The organism is Salaquimonas pukyongi (assembly GCF_001953055.1).
GTDB lineage: Bacteria > Pseudomonadota > Alphaproteobacteria > Rhizobiales > Rhizobiaceae > Salaquimonas > Salaquimonas pukyongi.
This window is the reverse complement of the sequence record NZ_CP019044.1, coordinates 505,774-521,376: the sequence shown is the minus strand read 5'-3', so window position 1 is coordinate 521,376 and position 15,603 is coordinate 505,774. Positions and strand designations below refer to the sequence as shown.

At 58.1% G+C, this 15,603-nt stretch carries 12 protein-coding genes; 8 read left to right on the top strand and 4 right to left on the bottom strand.

Features of this window, described 5'->3' with window-relative positions:
* Positions 1–81 precede the first annotated feature (81 nt).
* The gene (locus tag BVL55_RS02560; protein ID WP_075995594.1) at positions 82–2,040 is read right to left on the bottom strand and encodes an acetoacetate--CoA ligase; all 1,959 of its coding nucleotides are present in this window, start codon (positions 2,038–2,040) and stop codon (positions 82–84) included.
* A 302-nt stretch (positions 2,041–2,342) separates the two neighbouring features.
* On the opposite strand from BVL55_RS02560, the gene BVL55_RS02555 reads away from it, so the two are divergent.
* Together BVL55_RS02555 and BVL55_RS02550 are read left to right on the top strand one after the other, a co-directional pair.
* The gene (locus BVL55_RS02555) at positions 2,343–4,241 is read left to right on the top strand and encodes an AsmA family protein (RefSeq protein ID WP_162841433.1); all 1,899 of its coding nucleotides are present in this window, start codon (positions 2,343–2,345) and stop codon (positions 4,239–4,241) included.
* Positions 4,242–4,374: 133 nt separating this feature from the next.
* On the top strand, positions 4,375–4,617 hold the full coding sequence (locus tag BVL55_RS02550; RefSeq protein ID WP_075995592.1) for a DUF6460 domain-containing protein: 243 nt from the start codon (positions 4,375–4,377) through the stop codon (positions 4,615–4,617).
* A gap of 21 nt (positions 4,618–4,638) precedes the next feature.
* Here BVL55_RS02550 and BVL55_RS02545 read toward each other — a convergent pair whose 3' ends face one another.
* Positions 4,639–6,060, bottom strand: coding sequence for a helix-turn-helix domain-containing protein (locus BVL55_RS02545; RefSeq protein WP_075995591.1), 1,422 nt, complete (start codon positions 6,058–6,060; stop codon positions 4,639–4,641).
* Between the two features lie 215 nt (positions 6,061–6,275).
* Here BVL55_RS02545 and BVL55_RS02540 point away from each other — a divergent pair, with 215 nt between their 5' ends.
* The 4 genes from BVL55_RS02540 (at position 6,276) to edd (ending at position 10,774) form a co-directional block, all read left to right on the top strand.
* The gene (locus BVL55_RS02540) at positions 6,276–6,512 is read left to right on the top strand and encodes an SMc00767 family acetate metabolism repressor (protein WP_075995590.1); all 237 of its coding nucleotides are present in this window, start codon (positions 6,276–6,278) and stop codon (positions 6,510–6,512) included.
* A 231-nt stretch (positions 6,513–6,743) separates the two neighbouring features.
* Positions 6,744–8,213: a glucose-6-phosphate dehydrogenase gene (gene zwf / locus BVL55_RS02535; protein WP_075995589.1), complete on the top strand. Its 1,470-nt coding sequence runs from the start codon at positions 6,744–6,746 to the stop codon at positions 8,211–8,213.
* 10 nt (positions 8,214–8,223) lie between these two features.
* Positions 8,224–8,907 (top strand): 6-phosphogluconolactonase, encoded by a 684-nt coding sequence (gene pgl / locus BVL55_RS02530; RefSeq protein ID WP_075995588.1) that lies wholly within the window; start codon positions 8,224–8,226, stop codon positions 8,905–8,907.
* 52 nt (positions 8,908–8,959) lie between these two features.
* On the top strand, positions 8,960–10,774 hold the full coding sequence (gene edd, locus BVL55_RS02525; protein WP_075995587.1) for a phosphogluconate dehydratase: 1,815 nt from the start codon (positions 8,960–8,962) through the stop codon (positions 10,772–10,774).
* On the opposite strand, the gene BVL55_RS02520 is transcribed toward edd, so the two are convergent.
* A complete protein-coding gene (locus tag BVL55_RS02520; RefSeq protein ID WP_075995586.1) occupies positions 10,771–11,877 on the bottom strand; it encodes a PQQ-dependent sugar dehydrogenase in 1,107 nt (368 codons plus the stop codon). The genes edd and BVL55_RS02520 overlap by 4 nt on opposite strands.
* 96 nt (positions 11,878–11,973) lie before the next feature.
* Positions 11,974–12,888: a hydrogen peroxide-inducible genes activator gene (locus BVL55_RS02515; protein ID WP_075995585.1), complete on the bottom strand. Its 915-nt coding sequence runs from the start codon at positions 12,886–12,888 to the stop codon at positions 11,974–11,976.
* A 44-nt stretch (positions 12,889–12,932) separates the two neighbouring features.
* On the opposite strand from BVL55_RS02515, the gene BVL55_RS16355 reads away from it, so the two are divergent.
* Together BVL55_RS16355 and katG are read left to right on the top strand one after the other, a co-directional pair.
* Positions 12,933–13,145, top strand: coding sequence for a hypothetical protein (locus tag BVL55_RS16355; RefSeq protein ID WP_156892389.1), 213 nt, complete (start codon positions 12,933–12,935; stop codon positions 13,143–13,145).
* Positions 13,146–13,209: 64 nt separating this feature from the next.
* Entirely contained in the window at positions 13,210–15,378 is a 2,169-nt protein-coding gene (gene katG / locus BVL55_RS02510) for a catalase/peroxidase HPI (protein ID WP_075995584.1), read from the top strand.
* Positions 15,379–15,603 lie beyond the last annotated feature (225 nt).

Below are 15,603 nucleotides of genomic sequence, written 5' to 3'. Positions count from 1 at the left end.
CGTTTAGAGTTAATTTTCGTTTCACCAATCGTTAACCACGATTGTTAGGATTTGGACGCAAATCAAGGGGTGCATCCGGCATCAGTCGCGTAATTGCGGCAGGTCTTCGAACAGGCTGAGGGCTTCGGGATTGGCCAGCGCTTCCTTGTTTTTCACTGTCCTGCCATGCACCACATCGCGCACCGCCAGCTCGGTTATCTTCCCGGATTTGGTCCTGGGAATGTCGGACACGGCAATGATCTTGGCCGGCACATGGCGCGGCGAGGCGCCGGTACGGATTTTCTGTTTGATCGCGTTCGTCAGTTCTTCGTCCAGTTCCGCACCCTGTGCCAGACGGACAAACAGAACAACCCGGACATCGGATTGCCAATCCTGGCCAATGCACAACGCCTCCTCGATCTGCGGCATCTGCTCCACCTGATTGTAGATTTCCGCTGTTCCGATACGCACGCCCTGGGGATTCAGGGTTGCATCGGAACGGCCATGAATGATCATGCCGCCATTTTCGGTCCATTCGGCAAAATCCCCGTGGCACCAGATGCCGTCGAACCGTTCGAAATAGGCGCCGTGATATTTCTTGTTGTCGGGATCGTTCCAAAAGCCGATGGGCATTGAGGGGAACGCCTTGGTGCAAACCAGCTCACCCTTTTCGCCAGTTACCGGTTTTGCATCATCGTTCCACACCTCGGTGGCCATGCCGAGCATGGGTCCCTGGATTTCGCCCACACGCACCGGCCTGTCCGGAACGCCGCCAACAAAACATGCGACAATATCTGTGCCGCCCGAAATCGATGCCAGATGAATGTCCGGCTTTATGCCTTCATAGACGAATTTGAAATTCTCCGGCGCCAGCGGCGAACCGGTGCTGGTCATCATTGCAAGCGATGAAAGGTCATGACTTTCGACCGGGCGCAGGCCTGAATTGCGTACCGCATCGATGTATTTTGCCGAGGTTCCGAAGAAGGTGAAGCGTTCCTGCTCTGCATAGTCGAACAGAACCTTTGCTTCCGGGGCAAAGGGCGAACCGTCAAAAAGCATCAGCGTTGCGCCGCTCGCCAGGCCCGTGACCAGCCAGTTCCACATCATCCAGCCGCAGGTGGTAAAATAGAAAAACCGGTCGCCCGGGTTCAGATTGCAGTGAAGCTGCTGCTCCTTGAGATGTTGAAGCAGGACCCCTCCCTGGGAATGCACGATGCATTTGGGAATACCCGTGGTACCGGAGGAAAACAGGATATAAAGGGGATGGTCGAAGGACAGCCGTTCAAATGTAACATCGCTGGCGGTCAGGCTGCCCGGTCCCTGTGACCAGCTTACCGCATTCGGCAGTGCACCGGCGACTTCCTCCGCATTTCCAAGATAGTCGGCAATCACAATCCGTTTCGCGCTGGTGAGTTTGGATGCAATGGCCTGCAGCTTTTCTGCGATCTCGATGCGCTTGCCGTTGTACCAGTAGCCATCGCAGGAAATGAAAACCTTCGGCTCGATCTGCCCGAAGCGGTCCAGAACGCCGCCCTCTCCGAAGTCAGGCGAACAGGACGACCACACAGCACCCAGCGCGGAGGTTGCCAGCATTCCGATGACGGCCTGCGGCATGTTGGGCAGCATTGCCGCCACCCGGTCACCCCTGCCCACACCGGCAGCTTTCAAAAACTGCTGCATGCGCGAAACCTCGGCATGCAGCTCATCCCAGCTCAACCGGACCGACAGCTTGTCCTCGCCCCTAAAGACGATCGCATCCCCGTTCCCTTTGCGCTGAAGCAGGTTTTCGGCAAAATTCAGCCGGCTTTGGGGAAAAAAGCGGGCGCCCGGCATCGGCATTTCAGGCGAAGTTGCCGACCCGCCTTTTTCGCCTACAACACCGCAGAAATCCCACAACAGGTTCCAAAATCCCTCAAGATCGCTCACCGACCAGGCATGAAGACCGGTAAAGTCACCAAGGGATTTTCCCGAGACCTGCTCTGCCTGTTTCAGGAAGGCGTGGAAATTGCTTTTTTCAAGCGCCTGCGGATCAGGCTGCCACAAGATCGTACCGGTTTGCATGCTGGTCTCCATAAAATGAAGCGATCATATCGTGCTGTGGATGAACTGACCTGCTATACACGCTTTGCCGAGCCTGTCATGTCCCCCGGCGCGCTAAGCTATGGATAATGTGGTCCGTCTCAACCATACAATGCGAAATGCGTTGAACGCACTGCATATATATGAAATCCTCTGGTGGGGAGCAAGGCGTTGACAGGGCGATGCAACGCCCTCGGGGTCAGGCCTCGAGTACAGTGGTAAACGCCGATGATCCATATATTTCGCAACAGATGGCAGGCCGCATGATACCCGGCGGAAACTGGATGAAGACGATAGCCGTATGTACCGTGATCGCAATCGGACTTGCAGCGCTCGTGTTTGCGATGCTGCCGCTGCTGGTATCAAGTGAGGCAGTGCGGGCAACAATGATTGACCGTGCACGCCAGATTACCGGACGGCAGATGGAGTTCACCGGGACACCGGAAATCACGTTCAGTCCGTTTCTGGGTATCGAACTCAACAATGTCACCTTTCGTGACACCCACGGCTCAAAGGAGGCACCTGCGCTGCTTCAAATGCCGTCGCTGAAGGGCAAGTTGAGTGTTACAGCTGCCCTGCGCGGAGCCATTGAAGTCAGCGAGTTTCATTTCGTGCGGCCGGTGTTCAATCTGACCGTCCATGAATCCGGCCGCACCAGCTGGGCTTTTCCGGTAGGCAAGATGTGGCGGGCCCTTTCGGCAGCAAAGGAACTGCGTTCGCAGCAGGCCGGCAATGAAACCCCTGCCGTCGATCAGCTTGACGACATCCGGCTTGGTACGTTCGATATTTCAGATGGCGTCATCAACTACGCCAATGAAGCGACCGGCGTAGAGGAAACGGTGACCAGCCTGAACGGAACGCTTGATTGGCCGAGCACCCGCTCAAGCTGGCAGTTCGAGGGCAATGCCATCTGGCGGGGCGATGCAATTACCGGACAGTTGAGTGCTGATCTTCCCATCATGCTGCTGGCGGGCGGTATTTCCAATATCAGCGCGTCGCTTAAATCAGAGCCGCTGAGCCTTGAATTCACCGGAGAGGCAAACCGGCTTTCGGATCTGTTTGTCTCCGGCGATCTTGTTCTTTCCTCACCATCCCTGCGCCGCATGGTGACCTTTCTCGGCGGCGAGGTGGAACCTGGCGCCGGCTTTGAACGCTTTTCAGCAAACGGCACGGTTTCGGGTACGATATCGGACATTCAACTGGCCGATTCGACCATTGACCTTGATGGCAATGTCTACAAGGGTAACCTTCGTTTCACGATCAGCACGACTGGCAAGAACAAGCTGAGCGGTACTTTGGCCGCCGATCGCCTTGATCTTCAGCCCTATGCCCTGCTATTGCTCGATGGCAGCAACCGCAAGACGCTTTTTACCGTGGTCAACCAATCGGACGCGGACATTCGCGTCTCGGCCAACACGCTGTCCTTTCCCGGAATTGAACTGACGGAATTCGCCGGCAGCCTGATCGCCAGGGAGAACGAAATCAAGCTTGATGTCGGCAACGCTGCCTATGGAGACGGCATTCTGGCCGGTTCCATTTCGGCCACGGGCACCAGCGAGCGGGCCATGCTCGATTTTTTCCTGGACGGCAGCGGGCTAAACCCGGTCAGCCTGCCTTTCCTTGCTGAGTACAGCCGGCTTCTTCCTGACGGGCCGTCCCACATTCGTGCCCGGCTCAGCAGCGGGCTTTCAGAGCAGGGAGCGCTGCTGGAAACGATGAAGGGCGACTTTTCCATCAGCATGCCGGCGGGCAGCATTGCCGGGCTTGATTTTTCCGAGGTTCTCAAAACCCTGGATCCGCAGGAAAATGACGGTGCAAATGTCATGATTGCCAAGCCCCTGGCGGCGACGCCGGTCACCAAGTTTGAAGTCAATGCAACAGTCGCCGGTGGTACTGCCTGGGTGCAGAACAGCCAGTTTGAGGTCGAAGGGTACAGTGCCAGGCTTTCGGGCAAATCCGAACTCGCCGGCGGGTCGCTTGCCATGTGGGGGCGTCTTGAAGCACCAGCAGACCAGCCGGACAATGCTGAAAGCGGACAGTTCTTCCTCGGCGGGACCCTGCGGCAACCATTGCTGGTTCCGCAAATTCGCCTGCCTGAACAAAACCGGACCGCTATTCCGAAAACCATTGATGGGGCGGCGACGGAAACCGAAAACCGGCCGCGGACTGCGGTTGGTCAGTAGGCGGGCGTGTGCCGTTCAAGCACTGGCGCGACCGGCCCAGGTTTGTTGCCGGCTGCAAAAAGCATTATAATTCGAAATGGCGTGAATACGAACAGACGCGATTCGCTTCAGGCAATCAGATAACAGGAAGGCGATGCTCAGACTGTTCTCCACCATCACCAAGATCGTTGTGGCATCACTGCTGACCGGTCTGGTGCTTCACAAGCTGGACCTGTCTGCCGAACAGATTCTTCTTGAGCTCGGCATGACACCGGAGAATGTCATCGTCTGGCTGCAGGAAAGCGTCAATTGGGCAATTCCCCATCTGCTACTGGGCTCCATGGTCATTCTGCCGGTCTGGCTTGTTGTTTTCCTTTTCCGCCCTCCAAGGGGATAGCGCGGCACCACTAGAGCGTGTCTATCGAAAGTCAAAAGCGCTGAGACCGGAAACAAACTCGTCAAGCCCCGCCGGTTTCGTGATGGGCGGCTCGGCGCGTGAAAGGCAGCCCTGGCGCTCACACAGCCGGCAGGCTTGGCCGATGGGCGTTGGCCGCAAATTGTCACCGGCAAGCGACCTTCCATAGACCGTGTCGGCAGCAAGATCTGCAGGGCAACCAAGCAGTACTGCCGTGCGGCGCACCCGCTCGTCAAAGGCGCCCTGAGGACCCTCCAGGGTCCGGGCGATCACCAAAAACCGGTTCCCGTCCGGCATTTCCACCTGCTCCACCAAAATCTGTCCTGGCTGGGAAAACGCCACATGGACCGGCAGTTTGGGGCAGTTTCCGCCAAACTGTGCCTTCGGAAAGCCCTGGGCTCCCGCACTGCGGAAGCGGTTTCCCGCATGGTCTACCTCGAGCATGAAAAAGGGAAGTCCATGTTGAGAGGGCTTCTGCAGCATTGTCAGGCGATTTGCCACCTGTTCGAAGGATACGCTGAAGCGGGAGCGCAGCACATCAATGTCGTAGCCTGCCCGCTGGGCGGCAGGCAAAAAGGTGTCATAGGGCAGGATCAAGGCATGGGCAGCATAACGCGCCAGTTCAAAACGGGCGATGCGTTTGGCCTCGTCGCTGGCAAGCTGAAGACGCTCAAGCTCCTTTGCAACCACGTCAGGCATGTAGAGCAGGCAGGCTTCCATGGCGACCTCGCGAAGCTGGTCGAAAGGCGACAGGCGCTCGGAAAGAAACAGACGCATGGAATGGCGGTCAAAACGGCGGCGCCAGAGCGGCATGGTGTGGACCGGCAGGAGGCGGACGGCAATGTTGTGTTCCTTGCGCAGCCATTCCTTCAAACTGCCCAGAAGCTCGGTACCACCGTCCAGACTGTCTGCAAACTCGGCCGCCTTCTCCTCGATGGCGTGAAAATAGTTGGGCCGCGATTCAAGCTTTTCATGGACCTCATCGGCCGGCAGCCGGGCAGCGGAAAGCGATGTGGTATGGCCTTCCCGTGCAAGAATGTCTTTCAGATCGCTCAACCGGTCCTGGGATTCTCGAAACGCCTTGTAGAGCTTGACGATGCCGGCTGCCGCATTGGGGGCAGCTTCCGCAACTTCCAGCAATTCCTGGCTTCCGGGCAATTCGTCGGCAAGCAGCGGATCGGCAAAAACCTCTTTTAGTGCATTGCGGGAGCCGGACGGCTCGCCCTTCAACTCCTCCAGATTGAGATCGTAGGTTGAGGCCAGCTTTAGCAGCAGTTGAACCGTGAGGGGACGCTGGTTGCGCTCCACCAGATTGAGATAGCTCGGCGAAATGCCGAGTTCCTCGGCCATGGCCGTCTGGGTCAACCCCTTGGCATTGCGGATACGGCGGATGCGGGGCCCGGCGAAAATCTTGTGTTCGGCCATTGATCTAGCTCCCTGTCAATGTCATCGAGGTTTTACAATTCTTTACCGGGCAGGTTAGTCGTAGATTTTTACAAGAATTTACAAAATTACAGCCTGATGCTGAAAATCACAAGACAGGCTGACACGAATGTCGCGTTCCCAAGGCGCAATTCATTTGTTAGAAGGGCGCAAGTTGTAAATTCTGCAACAGCAGTCGCGAACGGGAGAACCACGCCATGAACGCCAAGCCACCGGTCAAGGAACGGACCGAAGAAATGGGATCGACCATGTCGGTTGACGAGCAAGCAGCCATTCGCATGGTTGCAAACGATCTGCACCGTCTCAATCAGTCGGTCATGAAAGCGGTGGAGGCTGGCGTATCGGTGGAGTTGATCCGTTCAGCGCGCCATCATGGGGGACAGGGCAATTGGGGTGACCTGCTGACGCCGATCATCGTCAAGCAAAGCCGTTGAACCGGCCAAAACGTGCTGACCTGCAAAAACCCGGCCCTGTGCCGGGTTTTTCTTTGGCGCTGATTTTTCGGTTGTCACAAACGTGCCGCAGGGCAATGCTCAGAACATGCCAGGACAATCGGCCCTGCCCTGTTGCCATTTGGCCCAGTATGATTTAAATCGATTTAAATGCCCTTCAGTTCCAACCTGCGATGACGTTGTGATGTCCTCTGCCGAAATAACCGTGACCTGATGACCAGCCAGTTTATTCCCGTGGAACCCTTCGATTATGTTGTGTTTGGTGGCACCGGCGATCTGGCCGAGCGCAAACTGATCCCGTCCCTTTTCCGCCGGTTTTGCGATGGCCAGATTCCCGAGACGTCACGGATTATCGGCGCGGCGCGCTCGAATATGGAGACTGGCGAATATCGCACCTTTGCCCGCAAGGCGATTGACGAACACGCACCCAGCGACGATGCCGGACAGATTGCCGCCTTCATGGAGCTGCTCCACTATGTGGCTGTCGATGCGCTATCAGAACGCGGCTGGGAAGAACTGAAATCCCTTCTGGGCAAAGAAGACAAGGTGCGCGCCTTTTATCTGGCCGTCGGCCCTTCGATCTTTGGCCCGATTGCTGACCGGCTGGACCAGCATGGCATGGTGCGTGACCGGTCGCGGCTGGTCATTGAGAAGCCGATCGGCAAGGATCTGAAAAGCGCCCGTGAACTCAACGAGACCATTGGGCGCCATTTCCGGGAAGACCAGATTTTCAGGATTGATCATTATCTGGGCAAGGAAACCGTGCAAAACCTTATGGCGCTGCGTTTTGCCAACACACTGTATCAGCCGGTTTGGAATGCATCCTTTATCGACCATGTGCAGATCACCGTGGCCGAGAGCATCGGGGTCGAGGGCCGCGGCAGTTATTATGACAAGGCCGGCGCCATCCGCGACATGATGCAGAACCATCTGCTGCAACTGCTTTGCCTTGTGGCAATGGAGCCGCCGGCATCCATTGATGCCGATGCGGTGCGCGATGAAAAACTGAAAGTGCTGCGCTCGCTGAAGGCCATCGACGCCGGCAATGCGGCGCAACAGACCGTGCGCGGGCAGTACAAGGCAGGCGCTTCCGGCGGTGAGGCCGTACCAGGCTATCTGGACGAGGTCGAAAACGACCTGTCGGAAACCGAGTCTTTCGTTGCCCTGAAGGCGGAGATCGAAACCTGGCGCTGGGCCGGCGTTCCGTTTTACCTGCGTACCGGCAAGCGGCTTCCTGCCCGGGTGTCGGAGATCGTCATCGAATTCAAGCCGGTGCCGCACAATGCCTTTGGCGATGCGGGAACGGACATGAAGGCGAACCGGCTTATCCTCCGCCTGCAGCCCGATGAGGGTGTCAGCCAATCCATCATGATCAAGGACCCCGGCCCCGGCGGGCTGAGATTACGCCAAGTTACCCTCGACATGAGTTTCGCCGAGAGTTTTGACGCCCACGCACCCGATGCCTATGAACGGTTGCTGCTGGATGTGATCCGGGGCAACCAGACCCTGTTCATGCGGCGCGATGAGGTCGAAGCCGCCTGGCGGTGGATCGATCCGATCATCGAGGGGTGGCTTGCTGCCGGGGTCAAGCCGGCAAAATACACTGCCGGGTCCTGGGGGCCAACAGCATCCATCGCCCTGATAGAACGTGACGGGCGAACCTGGCACGAAGGGGAGACCTGACGGAAAGCTTATGCAGTTCACCACTTTTGACGATGGTACGGAATTGGCTCGCTGGCTGGCAAAGGATGTCGCCGGCCAGCTTTCTGCAGCCATCGAAAAAAGGGGCACTGCACTGCTTGCCGTTTCCGGGGGAAAAACACCGGTAAGGTTCTTCCGGGAGCTTTCAGCCATCGAAATCGACTGGTCGAAAGTAAACATTACCCTTGCCGACGAACGCTTTGTATCGCCCAATTCAGGACGTTCCAACCAGCGTCTGGTGACGGTAGAACTGCTGCAGAACAAGGCTGCCAAGGCCAACTTCCTGCCGCTTTATACCAATGAGGACATCAATGTTTCGGTGGCGGAGGCGGAAAATGCACTTGCCGGGCATCTTCCCCTCGACGTTATTGTGCTGGGCATGGGGGTTGATGGCCATACGGCTTCGCTCTTTCCTGGTGCCGATGCCCTGCGCAAGGCAACCGACCCGCAGGGCCAAAGCCTGCTGCTCGTGGCCGACGCGCCGGGGGCGGAAGAACCGCGCATCACCATGACCCTGCCAGCCATCGCCGCTGCCGGCGCACAATACCTTCACTTTGAAGGACAGGAAAAGCGCAAGACCTTCGAGGCGGCCCAGGAGGCAAGCGATCCGGCCAGCGCGCCCATTGGCTTTGTACTGGAACATTGCCCCGACTTGAAAGTTGTGTGGGCAAGATAAGCAAGCCGGCAGAGTTGCCGGTCCGACGAACCGATCAGAAACGGACAGATTGATGAGCGCCAGAAAGGAAATTCAAGCGGTCACGGGCCGGATTCGCGAACGAAGCCGGAAAAGCCGCGAAACCTATCTTGAGCAGGTAGACGCCCTGGCAAGCCGGGGCCCGCACCGCAGTGCGCTTTCCTGCAGCAATCTGGCGCACGGCTTTGCCGCCTGCGGAACAGCGGAAAAGGCCGATCTTTCCGGCGATATCAAACCCAATCTTGGTATCATCACTGCCTATAACGACATGCTGTCGGCCCACGCGCCTTACAAGGATTTCCCCGACCTCATCAAGAAAACCGCGCGCGAACACGGCGGCGTGGCACAGGTCGCAGGCGGTGTCCCGGCGATGTGCGACGGGGTAACCCAGGGCCAGCCGGCCATGGAACTGTCGCTGTTTTCACGCGATGTGATTGCCATGGCAGCTTCTGTGGGGCTGTCGCACAACATGTTCGATGCAGCGGTATTTCTGGGCATCTGCGACAAGATTGTACCGGGTCTTTTCATCGCCGCGCTGACCTTCGGCCATGTACCAGCGGTCTTCATTCCGGCCGGGCCAATGCCGTCCGGCCTGCCAAACGATGAAAAGGCACGTATCCGCCAGCTCTATGCGGAGGGCAAGGTCGGCCGTGACGAACTGTTGAAAGCAGAATCTGCTTCCTATCATTCGCCCGGCACCTGCACCTTTTATGGCACGGCCAATTCCAACCAGATGCTGATGGAAGTGATGGGCCTGCACCTGCCAGGCGCGAGCTTTATCAATCCGGGCACCCCGCTTCGCGATGCACTGACGGCGGAAGCGGCCAGAAGAGCCCTGTCGATAACTGCCTTGGGCAACGAATTTCTGCCTTCGGGCCGGGTGATCGACGAGCGTTCCATCGTCAATGCCGTGGCAGGACTGCATGCGACTGGTGGCTCCACAAACCACACCTTGCATCTGGTCGCCATGGCCAGGGCAGCGGGGATCGTTCTGACGCTGGAAGACATGGCCGAGCTTTCCGACGCCGTGCCGTTATTGGCGCGTGTCTACCCCAACGGGCTTGCGGACGTGAACCATTTCCACGCAGCGGGCGGAATGCCCTTTCTGATCCGCGAGATGATCCATGGCGGTTATCTACACGAGGATGCCTGGACTGTAATGGGCCAGGGTCTTGATGCCTACACACGGGAACCGAAGCTTTCCGGCAGTGAGCTGGTTTTTGAGCCGGCGCCTAAAGAAAGCGGCAATCTGAAAGTCCTCACAACGGCAGACGCGCCATTTTCCCCCAATGGCGGTCTGAAAATGCTGTCGGGCAATCTTGGCACCGCGGTTTCGAAAATCTCTGCTGTCAAAGGCGACCGGCACGTAATCGAGGCCCCGGCAATCTGTTTTCACGACCAGTATGAGATCATTGATGCGTTCAAGGCCGGAAAGCTCGACCGGGATTTTGTCGCCGTGCTGCGCTTTCAGGGGCCGAAAGCCAACGGAATGCCGGAATTGCACAAGATGACCCCGCCGCTCGGTGTGCTGCAGGATCGGGGATACAAGGTGGCGCTGGTAACCGACGGGCGAATGTCCGGTGCCTCCGGCAAGATACCTTCCGCCATTCATGTGACACCGGAGGCAGCCGAAAGCGGCATGATAGCCAAAATACGCGACGGCGATACCGTCCGCCTGGATGCAGTCAACGGAACGCTGGACGTGCTGGTGGAACCGGCAGTGCTTGCAAAACGCCGCAAGGCAAGGGCCGACCTTACGGCCAACGGCACGGGGTTTGGCCGCGAACTCTTTGCAGGATTCCGCGAGCGCGTCAGCCGCGCGGATACCGGTGCAAGTGCGCTGCTCTAATCAGCGGGCACAAGCTTGAGCAGCCTGCCGCCGGAGCCGTCTTCCAGCACATAGATTGCGCCGTCCGGACCCTGTTCGACTTCGCGGACGCGCGAACCCCATTCGAAGCGCTCGGCCTCGCTGGCGGATTCGCCTTCCAGGTCCACGTGGATCAGGGCGCGAGATGCCAGACCGCCAATTAACGCGTCCCCCTGCCAGGCGGAAAACAGGCCGCCGTCATAGATCACCAGACCGGAAGGAGCGATTGTGGGCACCCAATAAGCCTTGGGAGGCGTAAAGTGCGGCGCCGTGTCATGATTGGGGATGTTCGCCCCGGAATAGTGGTTTCCTTCAGAGACCAGCGGCCAGCCATAGTTTGCACCCGGCTGGACAAGGTTGAGTTCGTCGCCATGGCGCGGTCCCATCTCATGCTGCCACAACCGGCCCTCGGCATCGAAGGCTATGCCGAGCAGGTTTCGATGCCCCATACTCCAGAAGGTTTTCGCGAGTTGGCCCTTGTCCTGCCAGGGGTTGTCCTGGGGCACGCTGCCATCAGCGTTGAGGCGGATAATCTTGCCAAGGGCTGAACCAAAGTCCTGGGCGGGGTCGAGCTTCTGGCGATCGCCAGAGGTGATAAAGAGATGCCCATCGGACGAAAAAACAAGGCGGTGACTGTAATGGCCCTTTCCCGTCACCTTGGGCTCCTGCCGCCAGATGATTTCCAGGTTTTCGAGCCTGCTTCCATCCTCTGCGAGCCTTGCCCGCGCCACTGCAGCACCCCGTCGGCCCAATGTGCCCGGCTCGGCAAAAGAAAGAAAGACCAGGCGGTTTGACGCAAAGTCCGGATGAAGGATGATGTCGCCAAGACCGCCCTGCCCGCCATAGGCTGTCTTGGGTACGCCCGAAACCGGATCGATGGTGCTGCCATCGGCAGAAACAAGCAAGAGATCTCCGCCCTTTTCGGTCACCAGCATGCTGCCGCCGGGCAGAAAGGTCATCGCCCAGGGCTCATCGAAAACCGCGACTTCCAGAGCTGTCAGGCGTGTGCCTTCAGTACCGGCAATGTCAAACGCCTGGGCCGGTGCCGGAAGCAACAGCATTGCAAGAAGCCAATATCGCATCATGATTTTTCCTTCATGCCGGTAATGATGTCATTATCCTGTAAGCGATATATGGGGCGATCCCGCGGCAGGTCACCCCACAAAGCCGTATGACGTTATTCAGGCCGCCTTCTTTTGCGTGGCGGAAGCCAGCACAGCCGTGATCAGCTCACCCAGCGCTATATAATCTTCAATGCGTTGACTTCCGCGGCGCCAGACAAGCCCGATGTCGCGGGACGGACAAGGCTCGGCAAATTCCACCAGTTCAAGCGCGCCGTCGCGGTTTTCAAACGGCACCGCCATTTCCGGGAGCAGGGTCAATCCCATACCGCTGGAAACCAGTTGCACCAGCGTTGCCATGGAGGTGGCCTCGAAATTGAAAACCTTGCCCTCCTGCCTTAGCCCGCAGACATCCAGCGCCTGATCGCGCAGACAATGTCCCTCGGCAAGCAGCAGCAGCCTTTGCGCCGGGATCTCATCAATCTGGATGGGACCGGTCAGCACATCGGCTGCACCCGGTGTCTTGGCGATGATGAAATTGTCGCGCCACAGAAATTGCTCTTCAAGACCGGCATCGGAAACCGGCAGCGCAGCGACCAGAAGATCCACCTCCCGGGCAAGCAAGGCTTCGACGAGATTTGCCGTCAGCCCCTCGCGAATTTCGAACTCCAATTGCGGGTAGCGTTCTGCAGCCCGGGGTACCAGCGCCGGCAAAACATAGGGCGCAATGGTGGGAATGATGCCAAGCCTGAGCTTGCCGGCCAGAAGGCCCGCGCTGCTTTCGGCCATTTCCTCCACCGCCTTGGTCTCGTTGAGAATGCGGATGACTGCCGGCAGCAGACGCTCGGCCAGCGCGGTGGGATAGACCCCGGCACGGCTGCGGTCGAACAGTTTGGCCCCGAGCCGGCGCTCCATTTCCATGATCTGGGCCGACAGGGCAGGCTGGGATACGTGCACGGCCTCTGCTGCATGGGCAAAGTGCCTTGTGCGGGCCAGGGCCTCGAAATACTGCATTTGGCGGAGCGTCAGCTTCATAGCTTTTTCTTATCGATCGTTATCGTTTTTCGTATTGGAAACTATTGAACAAACGCGTTAGACTCAAGCAGATTCAGCCGTTTCCCGCTGCTTGGGCGGACAACGGCAGTGGAGGGAAAGCGTTGAAAAATCATCCAAAACCTGCGCCCATTACGCAGGTGAAGGGTATTTCATTTCATCTGCGCAGGGAGAAAATCGTGACATCAATCTCGCAATTGGCACTGTTGGACAAGCCGACAGCAATCGGCAGAAGATAGAAGCGCCAAACCCTCCCTATCCCGGTATTCAAAGAGAATTTCAGAACAAGAACGGAGACAGACGATGGACGCAAAGACAGAAAACGGCGCAGGCAAATGCCCCGTCATGCATGGCGGCAACACCACCGGCGGCAAGGGAGTATACCAGTGGTGGCCGAACGCGCTTAACCTCGACATCCTGCATCAGCACGACACCAAGACCAACCCGATGGGCAAGGACTTCAACTATCGTGAAGAGGTCAAAAAGCTGGATGTTGAAGCGCTGAAAAAGGACCTGCACGCCGTCATGACCGACAGCCAGGACTGGTGGCCTGCCGACTGGGGCCATTATGGCGGCCTGATGATCCGCATGGCCTGGCACGCTGCAGGCACCTACCGCCTGGCCGATGGCCGCGGCGGCGGCGGCACGGGCAATCAGCGGTTTGCCCCGCTCAATTCCTGGCCGGACAATGCCAGCCTCGACAAGGCACGCCGCCTGCTGTGGCCGGTCAAGAAGAAATACGGTAACAAGATTTCCTGGGCCGATCTCATGATCCTGGCCGGCAACATCGCCTATGAATCGATGGGCTTGAAGACCTTCGGGTTCGGTTTTGGCCGCGAGGATATCTGGCATCCCGAAAACGATATCTACTGGGGTTCGGAGAAAGAATGGCTGGGCCGGGGCCGCTACGAAGACGATGCTGATCCCAAGTCGCTGGAGAATCCGCTCGCTGCGGTGCAGATGGGTCTCATCTACGTTAACCCGGAAGGTGTCGGCGGCAAGCCTGACCCTCAGAAAACCGCATATGAAGTTCGCGAAACCTTTGCCCGCATGGCAATGAACGACGAGGAAACAGCCGCGCTTACGGTTGGTGGCCACACAGTCGGCAAGGCACACGGCAATGGCGATGCCAGCATTCTGGGCGCCGATCCGGAAGGCTGCGATGTCGACCAGCAGGGTTTCGGCTGGGGCAATCCAAATCAGAAGGGCCTGGCAAACCAGGCGGTTACTTCCGGACTGGAAGGCGCCTGGACGACCGAGCCGACGAAATTCGACATGGGCTATTTCGACATGCTCTTTGGCCATGAATGGGAGCTGCGCAAATCTCCCGCAGGCGCCAATCAGTGGGAGCCGGTGGACATCAAGGAAGAGGACAAGCCGGTCGATGCCAGCGATCCTACCAAACGCCAAAACCCGATCATGACCGACGCCGACATGGCGATGAAGGTTGATCCCATTTACAACAAGATCTGCCAGAAGTTCATGGCCGATCCGGAGTACTTCAAGGACACGTTTGCGCGCGCCTGGTTCAAGCTGACCCATCGCGACATGGGTCCGAAGGTTCGCTATCTCGGCCCCGATGTACCGCAAGAGGACCTGATCTGGCAGGATCCGGTTCCCGCAGGCAATACCGGCTACGATATCGATGCGGTAAAGGCAAAAATCGCCGATAGCGGCCTTTCGCCTGCCGACATGGTATCCACGGCCTGGGATAGTGCACGGACCTATCGCGGTTCCGACATGCGCGGCGGTGCCAATGGCGCACGCATCCGTCTTGCCCCGCAAAAGGATTGGGAGGGTAATGAGCCGGACCGTCTGAAGCGCGTTCTTTCGGTGCTTGAGCCGATTGCAGCCGAAACCGGTGCCTCGGTTGCCGATGTGATCGTGCTGGCCGGTAATCTCGGCGTTGAACAGGCCGCGAAGGCTGCCGGTTTTGATATCAAGGTCCCGTTTGCACCGGGCCGGGGCGATGCCACCGACGCAATGACCGATGCCGACTCCTTCGACGCGCTGGAGCCGCTTGCCGATGGCTATCGCAACTGGCTGAAGAAGGAATATGCCGTCAGCCCGGAAGAGCTGATGCTCGACCGCACCCAATTGATGGGACTGACCGCGAGCGAGATGACGGTTCTTGTCGGCGGCATGCGCGTGATGGGAACCAACTACGGGGGAACCGAGCATGGCGTGTTCACCGACAAGGTGGGTGCGCTGACGACGGATTTCTTTGTCAATCTGACCGACATGACCCACAAATGGGTGCCGGCCGATGATGGCGTTTATGAAATCCGCGACCGGAAAAGCGATGCCGTAAAATGGACCGCAACCCGCATCGACCTCGTTTTCGGATCAAATTCGGTTCTGCGCGCCTATGCCGAAGTCTATGCGCAGGATGACAACAAGGAAAAGTTCGTCAACGATTTCGTTGCCGCCTGGACAAAGGTGATGAACGCCGATCGTTTCGATCTCGCCTGATTTTGCCCACATGCATGAGATGAGGCCCGGGTGGAAACGCTCCGGGCCTTTTCTTTTGGCTTTAGAGCGTGTCCTGGTTGGATGGGTTCGTTTGAACGCCGGTAACCGGGTCTTCGGCAAGGCGCAAAAAGCGCAGCACTGCAGGCGCTGTCAGCTTTTTGCAACGCGGTCCGAGGGCCCGGGAACCAGGTTCAGGCGATTGCAGAAAACAAAAGCTATTCAAGA

Excerpts from the sequence above, each read along its gene's own strand:
- BVL55_RS02560 (WP_075995594.1), bottom strand. The coding sequence starts at position 2,040 with ATGCAAACCGGTACGATCTTGTGGCAGCCTGATCCGCAGGCGCTTGAA.
- BVL55_RS02555 (WP_162841433.1), top strand. The coding sequence starts at position 2,343 with ATGAAGACGATAGCCGTATGTACCGTGATCGCAATCGGACTTGCAGCG.
- BVL55_RS02550 (WP_075995592.1), top strand. The coding sequence starts at position 4,375 with ATGCTCAGACTGTTCTCCACCATCACCAAGATCGTTGTGGCATCACTG.
- BVL55_RS02545 (WP_075995591.1), bottom strand. The coding sequence starts at position 6,060 with ATGGCCGAACACAAGATTTTCGCCGGGCCCCGCATCCGCCGTATCCGC.
- BVL55_RS02540 (WP_075995590.1), top strand. The coding sequence starts at position 6,276 with ATGAACGCCAAGCCACCGGTCAAGGAACGGACCGAAGAAATGGGATCG.
- zwf (WP_075995589.1), top strand. The coding sequence starts at position 6,744 with ATGACCAGCCAGTTTATTCCCGTGGAACCCTTCGATTATGTTGTGTTT.
- pgl (WP_075995588.1), top strand. The coding sequence starts at position 8,224 with ATGCAGTTCACCACTTTTGACGATGGTACGGAATTGGCTCGCTGGCTG.
- edd (WP_075995587.1), top strand. The coding sequence starts at position 8,960 with ATGAGCGCCAGAAAGGAAATTCAAGCGGTCACGGGCCGGATTCGCGAA.
- BVL55_RS02520 (WP_075995586.1), bottom strand. The coding sequence starts at position 11,877 with ATGATGCGATATTGGCTTCTTGCAATGCTGTTGCTTCCGGCACCGGCC.
- BVL55_RS02515 (WP_075995585.1), bottom strand. The coding sequence starts at position 12,888 with ATGAAGCTGACGCTCCGCCAAATGCAGTATTTCGAGGCCCTGGCCCGC.
- katG (WP_075995584.1), top strand. The coding sequence starts at position 13,210 with ATGGACGCAAAGACAGAAAACGGCGCAGGCAAATGCCCCGTCATGCAT.